The sequence below is a fragment of the Pedobacter sp. WC2501 genome (assembly GCF_052682415.1).
In genome coordinates this window covers 187,891-210,474 of sequence record NZ_JBQZFI010000001.1, presented here as the reverse complement: position 1 = coordinate 210,474, position 22,584 = coordinate 187,891, and the positions used below count along the sequence as shown (strand labels likewise).

Annotated in this window: 25 protein-coding genes; 6 read left to right on the top strand and 19 right to left on the bottom strand. The window is 36.2% G+C overall.

Translation table 11 applies throughout. The annotated features are described in order from the left end of the window. Positions 1 to 3: 3 nt before the first annotated feature. The gene (locus tag ACUN24_RS00965) at positions 4 to 1,461 is read right to left on the bottom strand and encodes an amino acid permease (RefSeq protein ID WP_445560851.1); all 1,458 of its coding nucleotides are present in this window, start codon (positions 1,459 to 1,461) and stop codon (positions 4 to 6) included. Between the two features lie 561 nt (positions 1,462 to 2,022). Here ACUN24_RS00965 and ACUN24_RS00960 point away from each other — a divergent pair. The 4 genes from ACUN24_RS00960 (at position 2,023) to ACUN24_RS00945 (ending at position 7,144) form a co-directional block, all read left to right on the top strand. Beyond that, positions 2,023 to 2,358 carry a PadR family transcriptional regulator gene (locus ACUN24_RS00960; protein WP_029275299.1) on the top strand — a complete coding sequence of 112 codons (336 nt, stop codon included), beginning with the start codon at positions 2,023 to 2,025 and terminating at the stop codon, positions 2,356 to 2,358. A 15-nt stretch (positions 2,359 to 2,373) separates the two neighbouring features. Then, entirely contained in the window at positions 2,374 to 4,116 is a 1,743-nt protein-coding gene (locus ACUN24_RS00955; RefSeq protein ID WP_445560850.1) for a PspC domain-containing protein, read from the top strand. A gap of 89 nt (positions 4,117 to 4,205) precedes the next feature. Further along, positions 4,206 to 6,659, top strand: a complete 2,454-nt coding sequence (locus ACUN24_RS00950) for a TonB-dependent receptor domain-containing protein (protein ID WP_445560849.1) — start codon at positions 4,206 to 4,208, stop codon at positions 6,657 to 6,659. Between the two features lie 122 nt (positions 6,660 to 6,781). Beyond that, positions 6,782 to 7,144 carry a hypothetical protein gene (locus ACUN24_RS00945; protein WP_445560848.1) on the top strand — a complete coding sequence of 121 codons (363 nt, stop codon included), beginning with the start codon at positions 6,782 to 6,784 and terminating at the stop codon, positions 7,142 to 7,144. A 1,370-nt stretch (positions 7,145 to 8,514) separates the two neighbouring features. On the opposite strand, the gene ACUN24_RS00940 is transcribed toward ACUN24_RS00945, so the two are convergent. The 10 genes from ACUN24_RS00940 to ACUN24_RS00895 form a co-directional block, all read right to left on the bottom strand. Then, positions 8,515 to 8,784: a hypothetical protein gene (locus ACUN24_RS00940; protein ID WP_445560847.1), complete on the bottom strand. Its 270-nt coding sequence runs from the start codon at positions 8,782 to 8,784 to the stop codon at positions 8,515 to 8,517. 245 nt (positions 8,785 to 9,029) lie between these two features. Next, positions 9,030 to 9,380: a VOC family protein gene (locus ACUN24_RS00935; RefSeq protein WP_445560846.1), complete on the bottom strand. Its 351-nt coding sequence runs from the start codon at positions 9,378 to 9,380 to the stop codon at positions 9,030 to 9,032. A 47-nt stretch (positions 9,381 to 9,427) separates the two neighbouring features. Continuing rightward, entirely contained in the window at positions 9,428 to 9,874 is a 447-nt protein-coding gene (locus tag ACUN24_RS00930; protein WP_445560845.1) for a hypothetical protein, read from the bottom strand. Between the two features lie 64 nt (positions 9,875 to 9,938). Beyond that, positions 9,939 to 10,238 carry a hypothetical protein gene (locus ACUN24_RS00925; protein WP_445560844.1) on the bottom strand — a complete coding sequence of 100 codons (300 nt, stop codon included), beginning with the start codon at positions 10,236 to 10,238 and terminating at the stop codon, positions 9,939 to 9,941. After that, the gene (locus tag ACUN24_RS00920; protein WP_445560843.1) at positions 10,225 to 10,818 is read right to left on the bottom strand and encodes a hypothetical protein; all 594 of its coding nucleotides are present in this window, start codon (positions 10,816 to 10,818) and stop codon (positions 10,225 to 10,227) included. Before ACUN24_RS00920 ends, ACUN24_RS00925 begins: the two co-directional genes overlap by 14 nt. A gap of 32 nt (positions 10,819 to 10,850) precedes the next feature. Beyond that, complete coding sequence (locus ACUN24_RS00915) at positions 10,851 to 11,168, bottom strand: hypothetical protein (RefSeq protein WP_445560842.1); 318 nt, start codon at positions 11,166 to 11,168, stop codon at positions 10,851 to 10,853. A gap of 5 nt (positions 11,169 to 11,173) precedes the next feature. Next, positions 11,174 to 11,713 carry a hypothetical protein gene (locus tag ACUN24_RS00910; RefSeq protein WP_445560841.1) on the bottom strand — a complete coding sequence of 180 codons (540 nt, stop codon included), beginning with the start codon at positions 11,711 to 11,713 and terminating at the stop codon, positions 11,174 to 11,176. A 20-nt stretch (positions 11,714 to 11,733) separates the two neighbouring features. Continuing rightward, positions 11,734 to 12,708 carry a hypothetical protein gene (locus tag ACUN24_RS00905; RefSeq protein WP_445560840.1) on the bottom strand — a complete coding sequence of 325 codons (975 nt, stop codon included), beginning with the start codon at positions 12,706 to 12,708 and terminating at the stop codon, positions 11,734 to 11,736. Between the two features lie 140 nt (positions 12,709 to 12,848). Further along, positions 12,849 to 13,472: a hypothetical protein gene (locus tag ACUN24_RS00900; protein ID WP_445560839.1), complete on the bottom strand. Its 624-nt coding sequence runs from the start codon at positions 13,470 to 13,472 to the stop codon at positions 12,849 to 12,851. 609 nt (positions 13,473 to 14,081) lie between these two features. Then, positions 14,082 to 15,158 (bottom strand): FISUMP domain-containing protein, encoded by a 1,077-nt coding sequence (locus ACUN24_RS00895; protein WP_445560838.1) that lies wholly within the window; start codon positions 15,156 to 15,158, stop codon positions 14,082 to 14,084. Between the two features lie 303 nt (positions 15,159 to 15,461). Here ACUN24_RS00895 and ACUN24_RS00890 point away from each other — a divergent pair, with 303 nt between their 5' ends. Beyond that, positions 15,462 to 15,641, top strand: coding sequence for a hypothetical protein (locus ACUN24_RS00890; protein WP_445560837.1), 180 nt, complete (start codon positions 15,462 to 15,464; stop codon positions 15,639 to 15,641). Here ACUN24_RS00890 and ACUN24_RS00885 read toward each other — a convergent pair whose 3' ends face one another. The 8 genes from ACUN24_RS00885 to ACUN24_RS00850 form a co-directional block, all read right to left on the bottom strand. Further along, positions 15,642 to 16,763 (bottom strand): Abi-alpha family protein, encoded by a 1,122-nt coding sequence (locus ACUN24_RS00885; protein WP_445560836.1) that lies wholly within the window; start codon positions 16,761 to 16,763, stop codon positions 15,642 to 15,644. A gap of 367 nt (positions 16,764 to 17,130) precedes the next feature. Beyond that, complete coding sequence (locus ACUN24_RS00880) at positions 17,131 to 17,319, bottom strand: hypothetical protein (RefSeq protein WP_445560835.1); 189 nt, start codon at positions 17,317 to 17,319, stop codon at positions 17,131 to 17,133. Positions 17,320 to 17,345: 26 nt separating this feature from the next. Continuing rightward, complete coding sequence (locus ACUN24_RS00875) at positions 17,346 to 17,696, bottom strand: hypothetical protein (RefSeq protein WP_445560834.1); 351 nt, start codon at positions 17,694 to 17,696, stop codon at positions 17,346 to 17,348. Positions 17,697 to 17,839: 143 nt separating this feature from the next. Next, positions 17,840 to 18,271 carry a hypothetical protein gene (locus tag ACUN24_RS00870; protein WP_445560833.1) on the bottom strand — a complete coding sequence of 144 codons (432 nt, stop codon included), beginning with the start codon at positions 18,269 to 18,271 and terminating at the stop codon, positions 17,840 to 17,842. Between the two features lie 108 nt (positions 18,272 to 18,379). Further along, positions 18,380 to 18,604: a helix-turn-helix domain-containing protein gene (locus tag ACUN24_RS00865; protein ID WP_445560832.1), complete on the bottom strand. Its 225-nt coding sequence runs from the start codon at positions 18,602 to 18,604 to the stop codon at positions 18,380 to 18,382. Between the two features lie 419 nt (positions 18,605 to 19,023). Next, entirely contained in the window at positions 19,024 to 19,365 is a 342-nt protein-coding gene (locus ACUN24_RS00860; protein ID WP_445560831.1) for a hypothetical protein, read from the bottom strand. A gap of 306 nt (positions 19,366 to 19,671) precedes the next feature. Then, positions 19,672 to 20,706, bottom strand: coding sequence for an AAA family ATPase (locus ACUN24_RS00855; RefSeq protein ID WP_445560830.1), 1,035 nt, complete (start codon positions 20,704 to 20,706; stop codon positions 19,672 to 19,674). 323 nt (positions 20,707 to 21,029) lie between these two features. Then, positions 21,030 to 21,755 carry a hypothetical protein gene (locus ACUN24_RS00850; protein WP_445560829.1) on the bottom strand — a complete coding sequence of 242 codons (726 nt, stop codon included), beginning with the start codon at positions 21,753 to 21,755 and terminating at the stop codon, positions 21,030 to 21,032. Between the two features lie 167 nt (positions 21,756 to 21,922). Here ACUN24_RS00850 and ACUN24_RS00845 point away from each other — a divergent pair, with 167 nt between their 5' ends. Beyond that, positions 21,923 to 22,576: a hypothetical protein gene (locus ACUN24_RS00845; RefSeq protein ID WP_445560828.1), complete on the top strand. Its 654-nt coding sequence runs from the start codon at positions 21,923 to 21,925 to the stop codon at positions 22,574 to 22,576. Positions 22,577 to 22,584: the final 8 nt, after the last annotated feature.

Below are 22,584 nucleotides of genomic sequence, written 5' to 3'. Positions count from 1 at the left end.
ATTTTATTGTGGCTTTTCGACCTGCTTTACTACAGCATTTAATTTACTGTTCTTTTTACCATAGCCAAAGTAAATGGCTAATCCAATAATTAACCATACCGCTAGTCTAACCCAGGTTTCCCAGGGTAAAAATACCATCATGGCAATGCAGGTTAAAATGCCCAAAATTGGGATTAATGGCACCAAAGGAACCCTAAATGGGCGTTTGGCTTCAGGATCTGTTTTTCTTAAAATCAAGATGCCCGCACAAACCATTAAAAAGGCCAGTAAGGTGCCAATGCTGGTCATTTCGCCTACTACATTCATGGGTATAAATGCAGCAAAAAGTCCAATAAATACACAGAGTATAATATTCGATTTGTACGGTGTTTTAAATTTTGCGTGTACATCAGAAAACATTTTTGGTAATAAACCATCCTTGCTGATGGAATAAAACATCCGTGATTGCGCCATTAAATCGATCAGGATTACCGAAGTGTAGCCAATCAGGATAGCTAAAATAATAGCCTGACTTAACCAGGCATAAGGTGTTTTTTCTATAGCTATGGCTACCGGTGCACCGCTATTGGCAAATTCTTTGTAATTGGCCAGGCCTGTCATTACATGACCGAACAATCCAAATAAAACAGTACAAACCACCAGCGATCCAATAATACCAATGGGTAAATCCCTTGCTGGGTTTTTGGTTTCTTGGGCTGAGGCCGCGACCGCATCAAAACCAATAAATACAAAAAATACTAAACCAGCACCGCGTAAAACACCGCTCCAGCCAAATTGGCCAAAGGTTCCTGTATTTTCGGGGATATAAGGATGATAATTTGCCGGATCAATATATTGCCAACCTAAAGCAATAAATACCAATACTACGCCAACTTTAAGAAATACAATAATTCCATTTACAATGGCCGAGCCTTTAGTGCCACGGATGAGTATGGCTGTCATTAATACCACAACCAATGCTGCGGGTATGTTAATAATGCCATTAACAGTAGAGCCATCGGCAAGTTTAGCGGTTTCGAAAGGGGACAAGGTTAGCTGTGGAGGGAGATAAATGTGTAAACTGGCTAAAAACCGGGTTAAATACTGCGACCAGCTGATGGCTACAGTTGCGCAACCCACAGAATATTCCAATACCAGATCCCAGCCAATAATCCAGGCGAAAAGCTCGCCCATGGTGGCATAAGAATAGGTGTAGGCACTACCTGCAACCGGAATCATGGAGGCGAATTCTGCATAACAAAGTGCAGCAAAACCACAGCCTAAAGCTGCAATTACAAATGATAGCGTTACCGCAGGGCCGGAATGATTGGCTGCTGCCAAACCCGTAATCGAAAATAAACCTGCCCCAAGCGTTAAGCCAACCCCAATTAAAATCAGGTTGATGGGGCCTAAGGTTCTTTTAAGCGTTCCTTCGCCGCTTTCGTTTGCCTCGGCAACAATGCTGGCAATAGATTTCTTCATGAAAATAAGTTAAGACGCTGCAAAATTATTAAAATATATTAAATCTATCGTATTTATGTATTTAATTCCTGTGGCCAACTTCCGCAGTCTGCAATGGGCTTTTGTGATAGAAGACTTCGGAAGTTTAAAGGGTTTTAGGGAAATCTGTGGCCGCGCCAGGCTGACTTACGAAGTTTCCTTAACGCCAAGCCGGGCAAACTTCGTAAGTCTGAGCGCTCGGACTACCAACCCCTCCCAAATAAACCTGATAGAACCAAATAGCGCCCGATTTTAAGGCAGGCCAACTTACGAAGTTTAACAGGCATGAGCAGGGCAAACTTCGTAAGTTTAGCACAGGCCAATCGGGACTATAGGTGATAGCAGGACGGTAAAAACCGAAGCATTACAAAACCTTGCTTTTCAAAAAAACATTAAAAATTTTCAACTTTTACACAATTATTTCTAAATCTAAAAATTTAATTTAAAATTATATTATTGATAATCAATATTTTACGAATTTACTTTGATTTATTTTAGTACTATGTATTGCATAGTAGTGTATAAAACATATATCTTTGTTGTATGATAGCAGAAAATACGCAAACGCAAATGCGGAAGGGAATTCTGGAATACTGTGTTTTATCAATCATCTCCCGGGGCGAAATATATGCTTCGGATATTATTGCCGAATTGAGGACGGCAAAGCTATTGGTAGTTGAGGGTACATTATACCCATTATTAACCAGGCTTAAAAACAACGGTTTGTTAAGCTACAACTGGGTAGAATCTACCTCGGGCCCACCGCGTAAATATTATACCTTAACCGAAGATGGTAGGGGCATTTTATCACAATTAGATCAAACCTGGCAGGAGCTGGCTTATGCTGTAGGTATTTCACAAAAAGGAGCCAATTCATAATTAGTAAAAAAGGAAATGGAAAAGACCATCATCATCAATATAGGAAACACAATTATTCACATTGAAGAAAGTGCCTATGAACGCTTAAAGGCCTACCTGAACGAAGTAAAACACTATTTTGCGAACCATGCAGATGACCTTGAAATTGTAACGGATATTGAAAACCGAATTGCAGAACTGCTTACTGAACAATTGGAAGAGCAGAAAAAACAGGTGGTAGATTCGGCCAACGTAAACGCTGTGATTGCGCAAATGGGCAGGGTACAGGATTTTGATACAGCTGAAGAAGGTGAGGAAGAACCTGTAATTAACAGTACCTACCAACACCAGTATGTAGAGAAAAAATTATACCGCGATATGGACGACCGCGTGGTTGCTGGTGTTTGCGCCGGTATTGCACACTTTGTAAATGCAGACCCTAAGTGGATCAGGCTGGCGACGTTACTGATCAGTTTTGCAGGTGGATTTGGAATATTGGTATATGCCATACTCTGGATCATTATGCCAAAAGCAAAATCCCGGATCGAACGCATGGAGATGAAAGGTGAGCCTGCAAACCTTCAGGGATTTCAAAAGAACCTGGATGAAGAATTACAAGCGGTTAAAGAACGTTTAAATGAAGTAAATAAACATGCTCAGCCTATATTTGGAAGGATAGGCATTTTTATCGGTGAGTTTTTCGAATGGCTGGGTCGCTTTATTTCGGGCACCGGTAAGGTTATTTTTAAAGTAATTGCAGGTTTCATTATTGTTTTTGGCGTACTCTTTTTGCTTACTTTGATTATTGGTACAGCTGCTTTTCAGGGATTTTGGGATGCGAGTATTTACGAATATTTCCCCTTCTCTATTATTAATGAAGGCAATAGGGGGGCAATTTTATTTGGTGTATTTATTGTTTGCTTTGTGCCGGTTTTGGCTCTGGTATTATTCTCCATCAGGGTAGCTTTTAACAAACAGGCCATTAATAAAACACTTTCTTTCGCTTTGTTAATTATCTGGTTGGCTGGTGTGGCTATAACAGGTTATCAGGCAGCCAGGATTTCATCAGAATTTAAACAACATGCAGAGTTAACACAAACCACCGACCTTAAAGCTTATCCGGTATATACCATCAATATCGATAAAAGTAAATATTTCAGTAAAGAAGATAGTGTGGCCTACCACATTGATGCGAACAACCGCCACCAGATTGTAGTTGATGATTTTGAAGATGGACCATTTGTTTCACCGAACCATATCCGAATTGATATTAACAAAAGTGAAACGGGTGTTACCCGTTTAACACAGAAGTACGAATCGCAGGGTAAAACTTTTCAAAGCGCCTTGCAAAATGCGCAGAACATTAGCTACAATTATGTAATGAAAGATTCGGAACTGATTTTTAGTCCGCGGTTTCAATTAAGAAAGGGAACCATCTGGAGAAACCAGGAAGTAAGGTTAAATCTTGAAATTCCGGTGGGGACCAGATTAATTTTAAAGCAGGATGCTTACCGTTACGTTAATAATTATTGGACATGGGATTGCAACAACAGGGAAAATGACCACAATGATTATAGTGTTTGGATTATGACAGATGATGGATTGAAATGTGTTGCGCAATTAAAAGAAGAGGCGTTAAAAAAGGAAAAGTTAGAGCAGGAGTTGCGTGATTTAGACCACTTGCACCAAGATAAACCCAATGATACCCTGTATCAGGATTCTGTATCAAACCGGATTAAGGAAGTTAAAGAAGAGTTGGGAATAGCGCCTGAAGAATAGTTATTTAAAAAATAGAAACCTACTAAAATAGATCTCTCCGTTTCGCTGCACTTCAGTCGAGATGACGATCTTAAATAAAAGAAGAAACCATGAAAACATTATTTACGCTAATTGCATGCCTGATGGTGTGTGGGGCTTCTTTTGCCCAAAAATTAAATACACTGACGGGAAAAATCGTCGATGAAAAGACTGTCCCGGTGTCGTTTGCGATTGTAAGAGTGTTGAATTATCCGGATACCACGGTTGTGAAAAGTGTATCAACCAATATAGATGGTGAGTTTAGCATCGACCAGTTAAAAAGTGGCGATTATTTACTTTCGATCTCGATCGTCGGTTTTAAAAGTAAAAAGACCGATCGTTTTTCGCTTAGCGGAGATTTAAAGCTACCTGTTATCAGCATCGAAAGTTTAACCAAACAATTGAAAGAAGTGAGCGTACAAGGTAGAAAACCATTTGTTGAACACCAGATTGATAAAACGGTGCTGAATGTAGAAAACAGTATTGTTTCGTCAGGCAGTACCGCCCTCGAAATTTTAGAGAAAGCACCCGGTGTGCAGGTGGACAGGCAGAATGAACAGATTTTATTGAATAATAAATCGGGGGTGATGGTGATGATTGATGGAAAGAACAATTTTTTATCAGCATCAGACTTGACCATTTATTTAAACAGTTTAAGCAGCAGTCAGATTGCAACCATTGAAATTATTACCAATCCATCAGCGAAATACGATGCGGCGGGTAATTCCGGTATTATCAATATTAAACTGAAAAAGAATAAGGCATTTGGTACAAACGGAAGCATTTCATCAACCTATCGTAATGCAATTAGGGCTAATCTGCCTACCAATATTTACGGATCGGAGTTTAACTTTAATTTAAATCACCGCGTAGAAAAGTGGAATTTTTACACCAATGCAAATGCCTCTAAAAACAACAACTTTTCGAATTTATTTTTAGAAAGGAATACCAATTCCAATGGTTTGCAAAGTGCATTTAATCAAAACTTTCAAAAAATATATACCGGATCGCGTTTGGCTGCAAAAGTGGGTGCAGATTATTATGCCAGTGAAAAAACCACGATCGGAATTATGCTGGATGGAAGCAGCAGTACGCGTAAACTGGATAATTTCTCTCAAACCTTTATAAATGAAACTCAGGCTGGTGTAGTAAGCAACAATTCATTGATCCAATATTCTGATGCCAATACGCCAAACAAAAATTATAGTGTAAATTTTAATGTCAAACACGATTTTAAAAAGGAAGGTGCCAGCTTAAATTTTGATGCCGATTACTCTGGCTTTGATTATTCCGGTCTTGAAAATTTTAACACCAATTTTTATGACGAAAAGGGGGTGGCGTACAACAATACCATCATTAAAAATGATAGTAAAACAGCGATTGATATTTATGCGGCAAAAACAGATTTTACCTGGCCATTATCAAAAACTACCAAGCTGGAAACCGGGCTTAAAAGTACTTATGTTAAAACCAATAACGATTTTCTGTCGTCGGCATTTCTCAATAACGAATGGCAGAATATTGTAGGGCAGAGCAATAACTTTATTTATAAGGAAAATGTGAATGCAGCTTATGCAAATGTATCTAAAGATTTGGGCAAGTGGCAAATTCAGGCGGGTTTACGGGCAGAGTATACACAATCTACAGGCACATCGGTAACCAATAATACCGTGGCAAAACAGCATTATTTATCATTGTTCCCAACGGTTTTTGTTAGTCAGAAAATTTCGGAGAGCAGTAATTTACGTTATTCGTACGGCAGGCGCATAGATCGCCCCAATTACCAGCAGTTAAATCCATTTAATTTTTACATGGATCCTTACACAATACAACAGGGCAATCCGTATTTGAAACCCCAGTTTACCAATAATTTCGAAGTGAGTTACAATTATAAAAGTGGATTATCATTTTCGTTAGGTTACTCAAAAACCAAAGATCTCATTTTGGATAGTAAAACTGCACAAAACGATAGCACCAGGATTGTTACGGTTGGACAGGGTAACATAGGCAGCGGACAATATTATACCGCCGGATTATATTTTCCTTTGGCCATTACCAAATGGTGGAATTTACAAAACAATTTTAGCCTGTTTTATAATAAATTTAATGATGATAACTTAGAAGGTGCACCTTTTATGCTCAGCAAATTATCTTACAATTTTAACATTACAAGCTCCATTACTTTGCCAGATAACTGGACATTGGAAACCAATTTCTGGTTAAATTCTCCCCGGGTGCGTGGTTTGGAAAGGACCATTATTTACCAGAACGCCTTAAATATGGGCGTACAAAAAAGTTTCTTAAACAAAGCTTTAAAACTTAAATTAAATGTTGATGATATCTTCCAGACCAACTACTGGAAAGGCACATTGGATTATCAAAATGTGAATTTAAGAGTTCAGAACAATTACATTAGTAGAAGGGTTTCGTTCAACATCAGTTATAGTTTTGGTAACCAGAATCTAAAATCAAACCATGACCGGAAAACGGCGGCAGATGATATTAAGAACAGAGCGGGAGGATAGCCTTTAGTCTTTAGTCTAAAGTCTTGAGTCCAGAGTCGGAGGTCGGAAATCTGGGCGAAAACCCAGTCCCCCTTTGAAGGGGGCAGGGGGATGAAAAAACAATTAACCATTTAACCAATACAATGAAAAATATCTTTTATAGTATCGCAATTTTATTTGCCGCTTTAAGTTTTGGATGTCATGGTGGTGGAGGTTATTTATCCATCAGTACACAGGATACAAACAGCTCGTTTAAATTTGAGGCGAAGTACGCAGAAAATAAAACCGCTAAACTGCAGAAATATCTTGATAGTGCCTTGAACAACGAACTTCCATTGGATCAGCATATCGACCTTTTCGTGAACTTAAATGGCAGCGATAAGTTTAACCTTAAAGCCAAAAAAGGCTGGCTGGAGATCAATTTCGATAAAAGAAATAGTTCTTTACCAGGTTATATGAAAGTGAAAAAACTGACGGAGGGGATTAAAAAGAAATTAACGGAGTAGTCTTTTTTAACCACAGAGATCACAGAGAAAGGCACAGAGGACGCAAAGCTGGGTGGTCCTCGACTACGCTCAGACTGGCAACTTATAAAGGAAAATCTGCGAAATCTGTGTGATCTGCGGGAGCACCCTTTCTTAATATTTTCCCGCAGATTTAAATTGATTGGCGCAGAACTAAAGCGGTCGTCATTCCCGCGCAGGTGGGAATCTTAATGCTTACCTGCTGCTGTTGCTTTTTTAATCATGAAAGTGAAACAAGAGAAAAAGCTCAGCGGGTACATCGTTGGCTGGGCTTCGACTACGCTCAGACTGACAATTTTATAAGGGAAAATCAGCGAATATCTGTATGATCTGCGGGAGCACCCTTTCTTAATATTTTCCCGCAGATTTAAAGTGATTGGCGCAGAACTAAAGCGGTCGTCATTCCCGTGCAGGCGAGAATCTTAATGCTTACGTGCTGCTGTTGCTTTTTTAATCATGAAGTACAACTAGAGAAAGGCTCAGCGGGCACATTGTTGGCTGGTCTTCGACTCCGCTCAGACTGACAATTTTATAAGGGAAAATCTGCGTATATCTGTGTGATCTGCGGGAGCACCCTTTCTTAATATTTTCCCGCAGATTTAAAGTGATTGGCGCAGAACTAAAGCGGTCGTCATTCCCGCGCAGGCGAGAATCTTAATGCTTACGTGCTGCTGTTGCTTTTTTAATCATGAAGTACAACTAGAGAAAGGCTCAGCGGGCACATTGTTGGCTGGTCTTCGACTCCGCTCAGACTGACAATTTTATAAGGGAAAATCTGCGTATATCTGTGTGATCTGCGGGAGCACCCTTTCTTAATATTTTCCCGCAGATTTAAATTGATTGGCGCAGAACTAAAGCGGTCGTCATTCCCGCGCAGGTGGGAATCTTAATGCTTACCTGCTGCTGTTGCTTTTTTAATCATGAAAGTGAAACAAGAGAAAAAGCTCAGCGGGTACATCGTTGGCTGGGCTTCGACTACGCTCAGACTGACAATTTTATAAGGGAAAATCAGCGAATATCTGTATGATCTGCGGGAGCACCCTTTCTTAATATTTCCCGCAGATTTAAGGTGATTGGCGCAGAACTAAAGCGGTCGTCATTCCCGTGCAGGCGAGAATCTTAATGCTTACGTGCTGCTGTTGCTTTTTTAATCATGAAGTACAACTAGAGAAAAGGCTCAGCGGGCACATTGTTGGCTGGTCTTCGACTCCGCTCAGACTGACAATTTTATAAGGGAAAATCTGCGTATATCTGTGTGATCTGCGGGAGCACCCTTTCTTAATATTTTCCCGCAGATTTAAAGTGATTGGCGCAGAACTAAAGCGGTCGTCATTCCCGCGCAGGCGAGAATCTTAATGCTTACGTGCTGCTGTTGCTTTTTTAATCATGAAAGTAAAACAAGAGAAAAGGCTCAGCGGGCACATCTTTGGCTGGTCTTCGACTCCGCTCAGACTGACAATTTTATAAGGAAAAATCTGCGTATATCTGTGTGATCTGCGGGAGCACCCTTTCTTAATATTTTCCCGCAGATTTAAATTGATTGGCGCAGAACTAAAGCGGTCGTCATTCCCGCGCAGGCAGGAATCTTGATGCTTAAGTGCTGCTGTTGCTTTTTTAATCATGAAGTACAACCAGAGAAAAGGCTCAGCGGGCACATTGTTGGCTGTTCTTGGGCTCCGCTCAGACTGAAAATTTATAAAGAAAATCTGCGAAATCTGTGTGATCTGCGGGAGCACCCTTTCTTAATATTTTCCCGCAGATTTAAGGTGATAGACGCAGAAATTAAAGGCAATCGTTATTCTTGCGCAGGCGGGATTTACTTGCTTCGTGTTTTATGTATATAAATGTGTACGAATAGAAAAAACAATTAACTGTTTTTATACAATTCAATTTTCCGCCCGTCGGGATCAATGATTATTGCCATAAAACCGAATGCTGTTTGGGTTGGCTTTTGAACAAAATTAGCTTGTGATTTATTTAATTCATACATCACTTGATCAAAATTTTCAATACCAAAACCTAACCTTAAGTTCTTGTCTGCTTCAATTTGGTTTTTCGCCAATGGATAAATTTCAAGAATAGTTGCCCCAATTGAAGCCGAATAATGATATGGAGAGTTTCCATGTTTGTGATATTCAAATTTAAATCCCAGTAAACTATAAAAGTCAGCTAGAAGTTTCATATCTCCAGTTCGTAGTACAAGTAATCGAATATCCATATTTTTTTATTGAAACTAAAACTAAAATTTCGTTATATTTAATCTATTCAAAGCTTTGTGTTTTCTTTAATGAATTTAATATCTGGGCTTTCTGACGTTATGTTAATCTCAAATTCAGAAGGTTTATGGTTTATCTCAAGGATTAATTTTCTTTGATTAGAGTTTAATTTTACGTTGCTTCCAATTTCTTTAATTGTTTCTTCACATAGTAAAGTATAAATTTCTGCCAGTCCATTTTTTATCGAATAGGGGAAGTATCGATCTTTTAAATCAGGGTTAAAAGATTCAACATTACTTTTTACGTTACCAATTGAGATTATTGCAAAACAATGATTTCGGGATACCTTTACAGATTTTAGTGTGCCTGTAAATTCAATGTTGTTCTTTAAGAGCTTATCATTTTCAGTTTTTAGGCTGCTACCCGTTTTATACCAGGTAAAGATGACTAGTAGCCAAATTATAAAAAAGATAAAAGCAATTTTTGGGTGTTTCATAGGATGGGAAACTTGTATGTTAATTTAATCTGCGTAAATCCGTATAATCTGTGTATTTAACATATCAGTAAATCACTAAAGACTCATCTAGTAATTCTCCATTTATTGTAAAAACCAATCTGTAGTAACCAATTTTATTACCACCTTGATCAATTTGGCTTTTGAAAGCAATCGCATCTCCATCAAGCAGTTCAAAATCAAGGTTTTCGGTTTCTATTAAAATATTCTTGTTGCTAATGTCTAAATCTTCACAAGTATTTTGATCTAATAATGACTTGAAAGATTTAATAAACTTTTGGTGTATATCATGTTTTGCTGTAAAGTCTATTATTTGAAAGTTGGTCATCATATTATTTTTTTGCATTACCAGTCGGTAGTTTTATTGCTAACCCGCTAAACTTTATATGTAGATCTACCGATGCATTTATGAAACTTAAAATGTACTTGTCTTCAAATTTACTGTCTCTTTCTAATTTTACCTCGTCCGTATCAAATTCAAATGTTCTGTTATTCTCGTTTAGGAAATTGATTTGATAATTGGAAACATGTGTTAATATTAGTTCGTAGATATTTTCATTTAATTCATGTTTGTTGCTGCTTGGTTCTATTAACACTTTTAATTCAACCTTACTCTCCATCCCTTCATTTTTAATGGATGTATCGATTGTAGCATAATGTTGAATGGTTTCAATCGTAACAAGATTTAGCATTTCTACCAAGCTGGCAATACTTGGCCTACCTGTTAAACCATTTAGTGCAAGGCCAATAACGGGCATGCAAAGCAAGACTGTAAAAAGGATTTCGTAGGGTTTTGGAAAAAATAAGAACCATACACTTAAATCAATGGTAAGGTATTCTAACCAGTTTAGTTTATGAAAAGTTAAGTTGGAGAGTTTAACTTTGTTAAGTTGTTTACGTCGTTGATTTTGTGTGACTTTGCGCATAGAATGGAAATCTGTAACCTAAAAAATGTTGGTTATTTGGAACTTTTATTCCGTGTAAAAACAGTTTTTTCTCCTTCAAATTCCATGATTAGTTTATCGTTGTTTTCAATTTTAAATTCGGTCTGTTGTACTTGCGGGTGCGAGGGTTGGTCTGAAATGATAGTATTCCCAATTATGGTATACACTAAGTTCATCCTTTGTATTTTACCTTCCTCGTAGCTGTCGTAAATAAGTTGTCCATCAGTTGTAAATGTCATTACTACTTTTCCTATCGTGTTTTTTGTTTGTTCATCATCTAGATCGCTATTCCAAATGCCAACGAGTTCATTATTCATATTTTCGAAATTCATTTTAATTATTTAATTTCCTCAAGTGACCAATATATCCCCATCTGTCCTCTGTTATCCATGGTTCCTTTGGGTAACTGTTTTTTTGGACAGGATAAAACGGCAGTATCTACTTCTTTGACAAACCTCCTCAATGTATTAAGGTTGTTTTGTGAAAAGGGAAGTATAGCGAAATCCCAGCTCGAATAATAGGATAACATCCATGTAAATTCTTTATCGATTTTGTTATCGATGAGGTACTCGTTAAGGATTGAATAAGACTCTAAAACGACTGCATGATCGAGATCGTGAATGCCTGTATAACAGCTTGGTTCAACCTGTGCATACCAATTTAAGAATATCAATCGTTTCAGGATTTCGAGTTTTGTTTCTTCATCTTTTGCATCCAAAAATAAATCCAGATAGCTTTGGTGCAAGTTCTTATATTGATCGAAAATTCCCTCCTCCTGAAGTTGTTTACCTTTACTGTCCATATCCCCATCTAAATATTCTGCATAGTTGTATAAATCCAATTCCAGCTTTGATAGGGTATCGATGGTTATTTGCATTTTAAATTCGTGACTTCATTCTATTGAGCAATGATTTCTATATGATCACCGCTGGTTATTGCAAGTTGTTTGGTATGTTGGTTAAAGGCTACTTTTGGCAGTTCTTCAATATGATGAATGATTGATGAATTCTGCAATCCACTTGATAAACTCTCGTCTTGATCAACTATTTTGCCTGTTTCGAGATTTATGATTTTTGGAAACTTAAACAGATCCCATGCATAGCAATCGTTAATGGCAAAAAGATTTCCAAACTCAATGTCCATTTTAACTGGTTTAGAAATTTGGTTTAGTTCGATATCCCAAATAGCAATGTGTCTTGGTGGCAGATTTTCCAATAAATCATCATTCAATGCTTTCTCATCTGAAGAACCCAATAATATGCGGTGGTCATCAATAAAACTTGCCGTAGCGATTTCTACCCCAATATTCGGATAAATTTCAGATTCACCGAGTAATTTGGGGGTTTGAAAACATTTCTCAATATCGAATACTTTAATAGCATCCCAGGGATGCCAAAACCAACCTTTACTCAGCAGGTATCTGCCATTGGGGCTTATTTCGAGCCGGGAATGAAAAAAGTCAGTGGGATTCCTGTCCTGGCTATTGGTTATAATTTCTCCCGTTTCAACATCTTCAAAGTCGAGTCTGCAATATTCGGATGGACAGTGGATTAAAAATGTTTTACTGTTTAGAGTTACGAATGTAGCAGGGTATTCATAAAAATCCGCATAGTAGTAAGAGCGGTTTATTTCTCTTAAAAGCGCTCCGTTTTTAAGTAAGAGCCCCTTTGTTCCAAGTTTTTGATAAATAAAGGCATATTGTCCATCAGCTGATGTTATGGCGCTATCGCCAAAGCCGTAGGTATATTCACACAATTGATCTATTTTTCCATCAAGGGCATATCGCTTGCCAGCAGAGGCCCAGTCGACAATCGAATTGTTAACCCAACAAATGGTTTTTAAATAATTGGTTTTTATACTTTGTCGTTTCATAATGGCCTTTGTTCATAATACTGCAGTAAGATTAAAAATGATGATGAGCGTTAGAGATGATTTCACGATTTACTGAGGTTTATGAAGTGTTCGCTACTGTCTGTTTCCTGCTAACGTAAGCTACATATTGGTAATAGGCTTTATGCAATCTGAACAATTCTGGCATTTTCACATTCGGGATTTGTTTTCACAAAGTTTTCAATTGATTTATGCATTTTTTCAAATGAATGATCGTAAAAATATAATGCTGTTTCTGTGTTGCCATTCCAATAGCGTAATACTTCACTTTTAATGTTTGTTAATCTACATATTTCAACAGCTATGGCTTCAGAATCTGAATTTTTATATACTTCCTCAGATAGATTAATTCCGTCAAGATAAATGGCTAATCCTTCATTTACACCGAAAGGGATTTTTTCTTCCGTCTTTTCTATTAATAAAGAAGAGCCTTTCGGTGCTCCAAGTTCTTCTAGTTTGTTAATGACTTGTTTTATTACTTCTTGATCTATTTGATCTGAATTTAGGCATATTTCAATATCACAATATTCAATTTCACCAGTTTCTTGTTGTAACGTTCCTCCACCAGTTACTTCTCCGTAATTCATTTCCTTTAGGAACTCGTCTAATGGGTCTTCGTAAACATCGCCTCGGGCCATAGGCATTATTTTATCATTCAATGTCGCCACAATATAGTTGCCCAAAACCTCCGGTTCTGTTTCTTCTTCTTTAGTTTTAAATAAGTTTCCGAATATCTTCTTTAACATATATCTTGTCTTTTAATTTTGCTGTTAACGCTTAAATTTCGCAACCCCATATTTCCAGAACGTTGGTATTGAGAACCTTTTATATGGATTACCTAATGCTTGTTTCGAATATGCTTTAGGTATTTAAATGGATAATTAAGATTGAGTGCATGATGGTTTCTTGGTTACCACAAGATAGAAGATTCTAGAATAATATGAAAGCTTTCGTATATTTTCTAATTTCATGTGAGTCCTACTGGCGCAAGTCCTGTGTAAAGGGCATTGTGAATTAGAGGACTTGTGTCTCCCTAAATTTAGATAGATTTATTTAAGTGATTATTTTGAAGCACAAGCAGGCTAGGGCATGGTTAAGAAAGAGGGCGCTAAGACTTCACTAGCATGCGAACGGAAAGTAGGATGGTGGGTAGTATGAAGCAGTCTCAAAAAAAGATTTAAGCCCATGTAAGTAGCATATCAGCTTATATTTTCTTCTATGTCTTATATGGCCAAATGCCACTTGCATTAGTGTTCATTATGCCCCTTAAACAAAATCAACCGGAAATCTTGAATATTCCCGGTTGATTAAGCGATTTCGAACCTTTAAGTTCTTCAATAATACGATACAGTCAATTAATCTTTCACTAACCTTACCGCACAGCCTGTGGTTTTACTATAATCGGTTACACGCGGTTCGCTGTATTTGTTAAAGTCGAGGTAATAGGCAAAGCTGTCGCCGCTTGATTTGGTACTGCTCGACCACCAGTAGCTTAACCATACGCCATAAAGGAAAGATTTTCCGCCACCATACTCATCACCACCTGCACTGCCATTGGTAAGCAAATTGAGACCCGATGAGTTATCGCCATTGCCATGCGCAAATTTGTACGAATCTTTTACGTCCCAGCCCGTAGTACCACGCATTTTTTTTCCGGCTACCTTTTCACCACCTAAAGCCGCAATAAGGGTTAAAAACTCACTGCTGCTGGGCACATGCCAACCGGCAGGCGCTAAGCCACGGCGATCGGTAACTGCATAAAAGTTGTATAGCTTACCGTATTTCTTTTCATTACTGCTGTCGAAATTAAGGTAACAATAAGCAGGTATATTTTCCCTGCTTACTTTTTCCCATTCTTTTTGGTTGGCTGCATAATAAATCTGCTCGCCGTTTCTATAGGTACTTACGTTTAAATTGGTGCTTGTCCATACCTGGTTGCCAATTTTTACCGGACCTGTAATTTCAGGCGAGGCATTGTATATTTCTTTTAACTGTGCCGCTGGTGCTGCATTACAAGTCCATACAAAGTTAGCAGGTTGTACGCCGCCGCTTCTTTTTAAACATTCTTTGGTAGCTATTGCATCAGCTTCTTCTTTCGTTTTGGCTATGCCCCAGCCAAATGCGGTACCTACATTACCGTTTATGGTGCGATAGGCGGCACAACCTGTGCCCGAGTAGGTGAGTACAATACTACAGGCTCCACCGCGTTTGTTGCATTCGTCAACCGCTTTTTTCTCGGCTGCTACCAGGTTTGGCTGATCGAATGAAAAACCATAATAAAAACCATTTGATCGGTCTACAGCTAAAGCGCCGTATTTGGTTTTAACCGGAACAGCCGTTTTGGTCGCCGGTTTTTTTACCTGCGCAATTAAATTGGATATAGTAACCAATTGCACAAGCACTGCCATTAATAGTAGTTTGTTTATTTTCATGCCTTATTGTTTGTTTGTTATTGGCAAATTTCACAATCGTATATGAAGCAGGCAATACCGTTTAGTGGGTATATTTTATGAGGGTTTGAGAAGTTCGGAGACGAAGTGCTGAAGTGTGGGTTTATAAAAGCGAAACGGTACGTCATTGCGAACGGGAGGGCAGGGCTTTTGAGGTGGCGTGAAGCAATCTGTTTGATAGCTTAGTCGGGGTCAAAGGCTTGAAGTTATTCTATATTTAATGAAAGCACAAGTCATGCCTTTGTTTGGGCTATGGTGCTAAGACTTGCGCTAGATGGGGGCCCTATGGCAAAAGCTAACGGCGAGTTAGTTCCTGTACCAATTCCAACAGCCTCTGATCCCAAAGTATTAAGTATGATCCCTTCAAACCTTGGTTTTGTGATTAAATCAGAAAGGCTGTTAGAATTGAAGTCCGTTTTTGACGAATTGCATCAGAAGTTTTTGGCGAAACAATCAAACAAATAATCAAAATGCGGCGCTTTTTCGGAAACCTTGTTCGAAATGGAAACTTCCTAAAAGCTGTCCATTATCAACCACTTCATAGTTTTTTTCGAAGTCGAATTTATCATAGTTGATCAGTGCTAAAGCTTGAAATAGCTCATTTAGTTCGACGGACGAAAGATTTGCCAGTGAAGCTCGTTTTGCAAACAGGGTTGTCGAGCTGTACAGTATCTGATGTTTTGCTACGAGGCGATTTTTCTCATATAAAAAATTTAAAATTGAATCTGGATCAAATTCTATATAATGGCCAATTTTAGATTTTATTTCTGATTTAACGACAGGAGAAAAATATTCTAGTGGAGTATCATTTGAGCCTTGACCTTTTACGAAAAGTTGTAATAAAATCAATGAAGGAATCGCTGATATTTTAGTGTTTTTTTCAAATGGGTTGCTTGTGTTATAAGGGCGTTGCGTTGGCACAGTAAGTAGTCCGATATTAAATAGGGCACTTACCTGGTTACTAACCTTCGCAAAGTTTTCAGTTCCCATTACAGTCATTGCATCATGCAAATGAATAACAAAAAGAACTTGACGAATAGTACCTCTTTTTATAGCTTCTGGTAGGTTAGAAAACTCAATCCATTTTTTCGTGTTTTGGCAAATGAAATTTAATAGCTTTACTTGAGATCCGGTCAACTGTTTTAAAATATCGATAAATATGATATTTTCGTCATCGTCATCCTTATTACAGGAAGCTGCAAATAATCCTGCCCACATTTCTTGAAGATCATTGTCATCAACTAAAGATGCGTTTTCTATAATTTGATATGCTATTCGAGGATTTATTTTTAAGGTCTCTGTCGTCAAATCAAACGTCAATTTGCCCTCTGCTTTTTCAAGAACCTTAACGATGTTATTGAGTCTGTATGTTGAAAGCTTATCTCTCATAATGAGACCAAATTCTTCAAACAATGGCTTACAAGTTAATGATAGGAACTGTTTAGCCGCTTTTAGGCCTAACTTTGAGGTTCCTTCTATTGAATCACTTAGCGTTTCACCTACGGCCTTCATACCTAACGGGTCAAACCCATCAAGATCAACTTTAATTTTATTATTAACCTGTTTATTTATTTTGTCTTTTGCCATTAGAGTGTGATAAGGTTATTCAGGAAAGATACCAAATACAATTTTACTTTCACGATCAAATTATTATATTGGAAAAAATAAACGCTCACGCACCAATTAAAAGTTTTGTCAGTTCAACCTGTTACGATTTAAAATAGATTATATTTATTTACCAAGACTTCTTAGCTCAGTTGGTAGAGCAACAGACTCTTAATCTGTGACCATGCTTTTTGTTACTTAAAAAAGCTAAAACTTCAAGACAATAAACACAATTTTTGTACTGAAATGCCTATTTACGTATGTGAATTAATCTATTTATTTTTTTTATCAAATTATATCTGTTAATAATCCATTAAATTGGGCACGTTTTTGGCACGTTTAATTAAGACTATTCAAGCCTCTCTCCATAATCAAATGCATCATCCCTGTCAATCCAACATTTACTAATTGAGACTTCTTTATCAAATGGTAGATGCTTTAGTGAGAGATGTTTTCTCTGTTTTGAAATTGCAGGCTGTTTTATATCCAAAGGTCTTTCCCTATTTTGAGAAAAATCTTTTACATTATTATATTTCATAGAGGTGTAATGTTAAAGTATTAATATCAGTTTTTTCTGTTAGGGTTATATCCGAACTCCTTATTTGTATTTTCCTCAGAAAATTTTGAAGGAGTAATAACAGTTTTATATAAATTTGGATTTCTCCCTACATCTGATTGCTTCTCTTTTTCTTGAAAGTATCTAGAAGTTTCTAAGTATATCTGTGCCTTACTTTTCTTATTGCTATTAACTACCTGTTTTTCAGTAGCAGGTTTTAATTTGATGTAAATAGTATCATGTACTCTGACTGTATCATGAATTAAGACTACTTGAGGAGGCTTATCCCTGTTAGTGGTACAGCCTGTTCCAATTAATGATATAATACTTAAAACCTTTAATCTATAATATATTTTCATCTGTTTGTTTTGATTAATACGTAAATAATATAAATTGTTAATAGACATGCTAGGGGCTTTTGGATTTCATTATCAGATGCAGATACTGCACCAATTAAGAAAATGCCTATTAACAGATACCAACCGTTAACTGATTTCATGTTCTACTGATTAGCCCATTGAATGCTTACACCAGTAGAAGTCATACCGCTAATTGGAATAGATGCAGATTGATTATTTTCAGCTTTCAAAACTCCGTTAACATAGATTTTAGCATTACATGTTCCACTAATACCCTGTAATAAGAAATTACCTCCAAAGCCTAGAATTATATTTCTTTTATTTTCTATAGAGAATTCTTTAATCCAACTTTTACCAGTGAGGTTAGTAACTGTTTCTTCACTCATGTTTGCATCTTTAACAAAGCTAAATGTATTCAGAGATACATAAGCTGGGTCAGTTACAAAAGGAGAATTAGTGGTAAGTTCATACCGCACCTTTAAGGTAGACGGTTCAACTACAATTTCTTTTTTACATGACATGAGAAGTGATGCTGATAATAAAGTAATTATTATCAGTAAAGTTTTTAGTTTCATAAATTATTGGTTTAGAGGGTTAAATTATACTTATTTAAAGGTCTTATAGTACGGGAAACCATATATAACCCTATTTAGGCAGTAGAGCATTACTTTGATACGGATATTCTAAATATCCGAAAAGAATAGTATGATAGGAACATCAAGAGTTTTGGAAATGAGAAACAGTTGATAGATGCTAGTGTTTATTACACCTCTTTCAATCCTGCAAACTTGGGAATAATCTAGACCAGCTTCTAACGCCAACTTCTGTATGGAAATATTCTTGCTTTTCCTACAGCTCCTGATGTTAAAACCTACTTTCTTGATTAATTCTTCCTTGTTAAGAGGCATTGAACCAAATGTAGAGCTAACAAATATTTGATAACAGAGCAGATTTGCCCTATTTATATGTCCGCCAATTATACCAGTGAATAATGTGGACGGACAAATTAAGGGTAGTTAATCTTAATTTTAAAGTGGTTAAACGGATACCATTTTCCTAAGACTCTGTAGATAATTAAGTGATTTTGATGAGCTGATATAGCATCAACATAAATAAATGAGTTTATTTTAAAGCATTGATTTGCTGTTAAACATTGTACTTGAAATGGTGCTTTCAGTTTTTTTAAATCTCCTTTAGGAGTAATTATGTACATGCTATATTCTTCAAGATGATTACTTGATTTGATTAAATTCATAAAGTTTAAATGTTTGTGGTTTAGTTAGCTAATTAAGATTGAAGTAGAAAAGGAGGATTAAAATCCTCCCCTTTAAGCTGTTATTAATTCTTTTGAGCTACCTATTAATTCTGATTGTGATGTAGGTTGATAGCACCAATGATAATTTAAGTTAAGTACCTCTCCAGTATTTTTATTAGTCCATTCATAAGGAGCTGTTTCCTGTTTAATAATATCTCCCAGCATTTGAGTACCAATAAGTAGTTTAGCAGTAGCTTCATCAAACGTTGATGAGATAGTGCATTTACGGACAGTAGCGTAGTAAGCACCATTAGTTTGTGATTGAACCAGTGTAACTGCACCTGTTAATTCTAGGGTTATAAATTCTTTTCCTGCTGTAGTAGTTCTTTTCTGATAATTAGTTACCGTAACCATAATATTTTGAGTTTAATGAACAATTTATTTAAGCTTACCTGTTTCCCTATGGGGTGGTAGTAAGCTCAGCACATGGGAGGGGTAACTTTGATGGTAAATCCTTTACAGAAAGGAATACACTTGAAAAATTATAGCTATTTTAAATATTTTGATTTAGCAGGTTATTATTAAATATTATTAACTAAATAAACTATTGTAATTGGATACATACAAAGCTCTTCAAACACAAAAAGCAACCTAAGTTGCTTAAAGTGTCCGTCCGTTATTATCACTACAAGTTTACAGGTGGACAGTGATTATTGCTTTTTATTTATTCTGCTGAATAATTTCAGCTACTCTTGTTCTGTGTAGTGGTGTTCCTTCTTCTACCAGTTTCTCAGAAATGCCCCTAGTAGAAAGGTTTTCAGCACGTAACTCCATCACCCGTTCTATAACAGCTGGATCTTTTCCGTGAGATTTGGTGTTGCCCAAATTTTCTAAAGAAGCAGTTTCCCCAGTATTTTCAAATTCTAGGGTAGGTAAAAGCTTTAGCTTTCTGGAGATATTCTTTTCTTGTGGTGTAAAGTTATTTCCCTTAGTGATGATTAAATGTCTTGCATTAACATCATTAGGGTCTTTTCTTAATTCAAGGACATACCTCATTGTAGCTTCAATGCCTTGTGAGCCAGATACATTTAGTTTGGATGGAGATGATTGTTCCCCCTTTTTACTTACATGATGTATAAAAATTACAGCACTTCCATATTTCTGTGCTATAACTTTATAGGGCTTAAAGAACATCCTTACACTAATAGCATTATTAATATCTCCTGTAAAAAGATCTGTGAAAACATCTATGACTACAAGATCAGCCGGATTATTTTTGAGTTCTTCCTCTAAAGCTTTTGGAGTGAACTGTTCATCAAAAACTATTGAAAGGTTTGATAAATCACTTCTTTCATCCTTTGTAAGATTATATTTTTCAATTTTATCTTTCCAACTTGCTTTATTATCCTCTGTGCTAACAACAATGCTACGGTTGTATTTAGTGTTTAACTTTAAGTCTATAACATTATCCTTTTTTAGTGCAATTGATAATGCTATTTGTCTTGTAAGTATTGATTTACCAGTATCACTAGGGCCAACTACTAACCCAACTTCTCCAACAGCTATTAATCCTTCTATAAGATAACTTTGTTTTATATTTTTATCATTCAATAAATCCAATGCTGATAAAAACATGCTTTTAGGCCTAGTATCCTCTGTATCGGAATTAACTGTTACATCCTGAGGCTTTACCTCAGCTTCTATATTATTATTGCTAGCATTAAAATCTAGCTCTTGTTGGATATTTGCATCCATAAATCTTGTAAGTAAAAACAAACCTTACGTAATAAAGCTTACCTAAGCTTATTGTCTGCTTGGTTAGTGTTGCAGACCGTAAATAACTCTTCTGATTTAATATTTGCTTATCCTGCCTAAGATTGGTGCCATGGATAATATTTATAGATATGATGGTTCATTTATACCTGTCCATCAATCACAGGTTTTTAATATTGGTTTTTAACACCCTTTTATAGCTGAACACAAATGAAGTGTTTTATTATTAACAAATATCCAACAGATAATTTCAGATTTAGTCACAGAAATTTCACACTTTATTTTATTAATATTTTCCTCTTAAACTAGTTAAGTAATTTTATCACATTTTCTAGATTACTTTGTTTAATAAAGCCCTGAATTAGTTCAAATAACAAAGGTTTTATCTTTTCAAATACCTCATCCGCTCCTTTATTTGCCACATAACTTGTTATTATTCCTGTAACTCGTTGATGAAAAGGCTTTTTTCCCATCACCAATGAAGTTTTTAAATCCTTGATGTCATTTTGTAATTCTTCTATCTGCTCCCCGAGGACTGCATTACCTGTTTTAATGATATTTAGTTCCCCTAAAACTTCTTCTAGTATTTTATTAATTCTGTTATATTCTTCACCTGTAAAGGTATTTTGGCTAATTCCCAATCCTAAAGCTTCTATAGACTGAGTTATCTCAAATATAATTTCTTCCAAAAAAGGAATGGTCTTATTTATGTAGTCTAGATTATTGATTGAAACTTCAACGCTCCCATCTTTAAACTTAGGAAGTAAGTTTATAAAATGATTGAGAAGTTGGGTAAGGAAAGTAACTTTATTTTCATTTGTTTGATATTCACTTAAGCCTTCAGCAACTCTTTGTTTAATAGTCTTGGGAACACTGATAATGTAATTTGCTTCATTAATTAAGTCAGTAGTTGCAAAGTACCATTTTATAAATTTATTGGTTTTAGCTTCAATTACAGCACTAAATGAAATATTAGGTATTTTGATAGTAATTTGTTCTTCCATCTTACTAATATCAATAATTAATACCATAAAACCATTTTGCATCTCAAATCTATATTCATCTCAGGAATTTTTGAGTTATAACGGTAAAACACTGTCACAACAAAGTTTTAATGTATAATATAACATAGCCTTTCTGAAATTACTCTGTTCTAAATTTTAATCAGTATTTTAGTTTTTTAAATAAAAAGATATTTATGTGTTTTTCTGCTCTCAAATTAGAAGATATTGCTAACCTTATTAGTGTTTTTACTCCAATAATATTGCTTCTGTGGTTTTATTATTCTCAAAAGCAGGCACTTGCTAAGATTTACTTTGATAGACTGAGCGGAATTTACGCAGGTTTTGTTAGTAACATTCATGAAAGGGGTTCTTCAGCAGCTATAATCTTAAATATTAGAGAAACAGATGGTAATGGTTTCTTCACTGGAGATTTTGATCATAGAGAAATAGGTCGGCATATTGGTGGGGATAATTTTAATACTAGTATGTTGATAGACGGGGTATACACATTTACAGGAAAGCTTAATTTTGAAATATGGAGAGATAAAACAAGAAATCCTTATAAACCTAAGGAAAATAGAATATACAAAGGCAACCTGTTTTTAGTAGACAGGTTAGACTTTCAGTTTGATAATTATAACTTAGAAGATTATGTTAGAGCTGAGTATGAGGTAATTCATTTAAGAGACATGCAAACTCTAAAATTTAAGCTTCTTAAAAATCACAGAGCAAATAGCCTTGATTTACCTGAAACATTTATTTTATATAAAAAAATTGGTTTTACATTTGAACCTTATGAGTTTGTGAAAACTACGGTTTTTGGAAATAATACAAGGGTAGATACTTAATGAGTTGC

Excerpts from the sequence above, each read along its gene's own strand:
- ACUN24_RS00965 (WP_445560851.1), bottom strand. The coding sequence starts at position 1,461 with ATGAAGAAATCTATTGCCAGCATTGTTGCCGAGGCAAACGAAAGCGGC.
- ACUN24_RS00960 (WP_029275299.1), top strand. The coding sequence starts at position 2,023 with ATGATAGCAGAAAATACGCAAACGCAAATGCGGAAGGGAATTCTGGAA.
- ACUN24_RS00955 (WP_445560850.1), top strand. The coding sequence starts at position 2,374 with ATGGAAAAGACCATCATCATCAATATAGGAAACACAATTATTCACATT.
- ACUN24_RS00950 (WP_445560849.1), top strand. The coding sequence starts at position 4,206 with ATGAAAACATTATTTACGCTAATTGCATGCCTGATGGTGTGTGGGGCT.
- ACUN24_RS00945 (WP_445560848.1), top strand. The coding sequence starts at position 6,782 with ATGAAAAATATCTTTTATAGTATCGCAATTTTATTTGCCGCTTTAAGT.
- ACUN24_RS00940 (WP_445560847.1), bottom strand. The coding sequence starts at position 8,784 with ATGATTAAAAAAGCAACAGCAGCACTTAAGCATCAAGATTCCTGCCTG.
- ACUN24_RS00935 (WP_445560846.1), bottom strand. The coding sequence starts at position 9,380 with ATGGATATTCGATTACTTGTACTACGAACTGGAGATATGAAACTTCTA.
- ACUN24_RS00930 (WP_445560845.1), bottom strand. The coding sequence starts at position 9,874 with ATGAAACACCCAAAAATTGCTTTTATCTTTTTTATAATTTGGCTACTA.
- ACUN24_RS00925 (WP_445560844.1), bottom strand. The coding sequence starts at position 10,238 with ATGCAAAAAAATAATATGATGACCAACTTTCAAATAATAGACTTTACA.
- ACUN24_RS00920 (WP_445560843.1), bottom strand. The coding sequence starts at position 10,818 with ATGCGCAAAGTCACACAAAATCAACGACGTAAACAACTTAACAAAGTT.
- ACUN24_RS00915 (WP_445560842.1), bottom strand. The coding sequence starts at position 11,168 with ATGAATTTCGAAAATATGAATAATGAACTCGTTGGCATTTGGAATAGC.
- ACUN24_RS00910 (WP_445560841.1), bottom strand. The coding sequence starts at position 11,713 with ATGCAAATAACCATCGATACCCTATCAAAGCTGGAATTGGATTTATAC.
- ACUN24_RS00905 (WP_445560840.1), bottom strand. The coding sequence starts at position 12,708 with ATGAAACGACAAAGTATAAAAACCAATTATTTAAAAACCATTTGTTGG.
- ACUN24_RS00900 (WP_445560839.1), bottom strand. The coding sequence starts at position 13,472 with ATGTTAAAGAAGATATTCGGAAACTTATTTAAAACTAAAGAAGAAGAA.
- ACUN24_RS00895 (WP_445560838.1), bottom strand. The coding sequence starts at position 15,158 with ATGAAAATAAACAAACTACTATTAATGGCAGTGCTTGTGCAATTGGTT.
- ACUN24_RS00890 (WP_445560837.1), top strand. The coding sequence starts at position 15,462 with ATGGCAAAAGCTAACGGCGAGTTAGTTCCTGTACCAATTCCAACAGCC.
- ACUN24_RS00885 (WP_445560836.1), bottom strand. The coding sequence starts at position 16,763 with ATGGCAAAAGACAAAATAAATAAACAGGTTAATAATAAAATTAAAGTT.
- ACUN24_RS00880 (WP_445560835.1), bottom strand. The coding sequence starts at position 17,319 with ATGAAATATAATAATGTAAAAGATTTTTCTCAAAATAGGGAAAGACCT.
- ACUN24_RS00875 (WP_445560834.1), bottom strand. The coding sequence starts at position 17,696 with ATGAAAATATATTATAGATTAAAGGTTTTAAGTATTATATCATTAATT.
- ACUN24_RS00870 (WP_445560833.1), bottom strand. The coding sequence starts at position 18,271 with ATGAAACTAAAAACTTTACTGATAATAATTACTTTATTATCAGCATCA.
- ACUN24_RS00865 (WP_445560832.1), bottom strand. The coding sequence starts at position 18,604 with ATGCCTCTTAACAAGGAAGAATTAATCAAGAAAGTAGGTTTTAACATC.
- ACUN24_RS00860 (WP_445560831.1), bottom strand. The coding sequence starts at position 19,365 with ATGGTTACGGTAACTAATTATCAGAAAAGAACTACTACAGCAGGAAAA.
- ACUN24_RS00855 (WP_445560830.1), bottom strand. The coding sequence starts at position 20,706 with ATGGATGCAAATATCCAACAAGAGCTAGATTTTAATGCTAGCAATAAT.
- ACUN24_RS00850 (WP_445560829.1), bottom strand. The coding sequence starts at position 21,755 with ATGGTATTAATTATTGATATTAGTAAGATGGAAGAACAAATTACTATC.
- ACUN24_RS00845 (WP_445560828.1), top strand. The coding sequence starts at position 21,923 with ATGTGTTTTTCTGCTCTCAAATTAGAAGATATTGCTAACCTTATTAGT.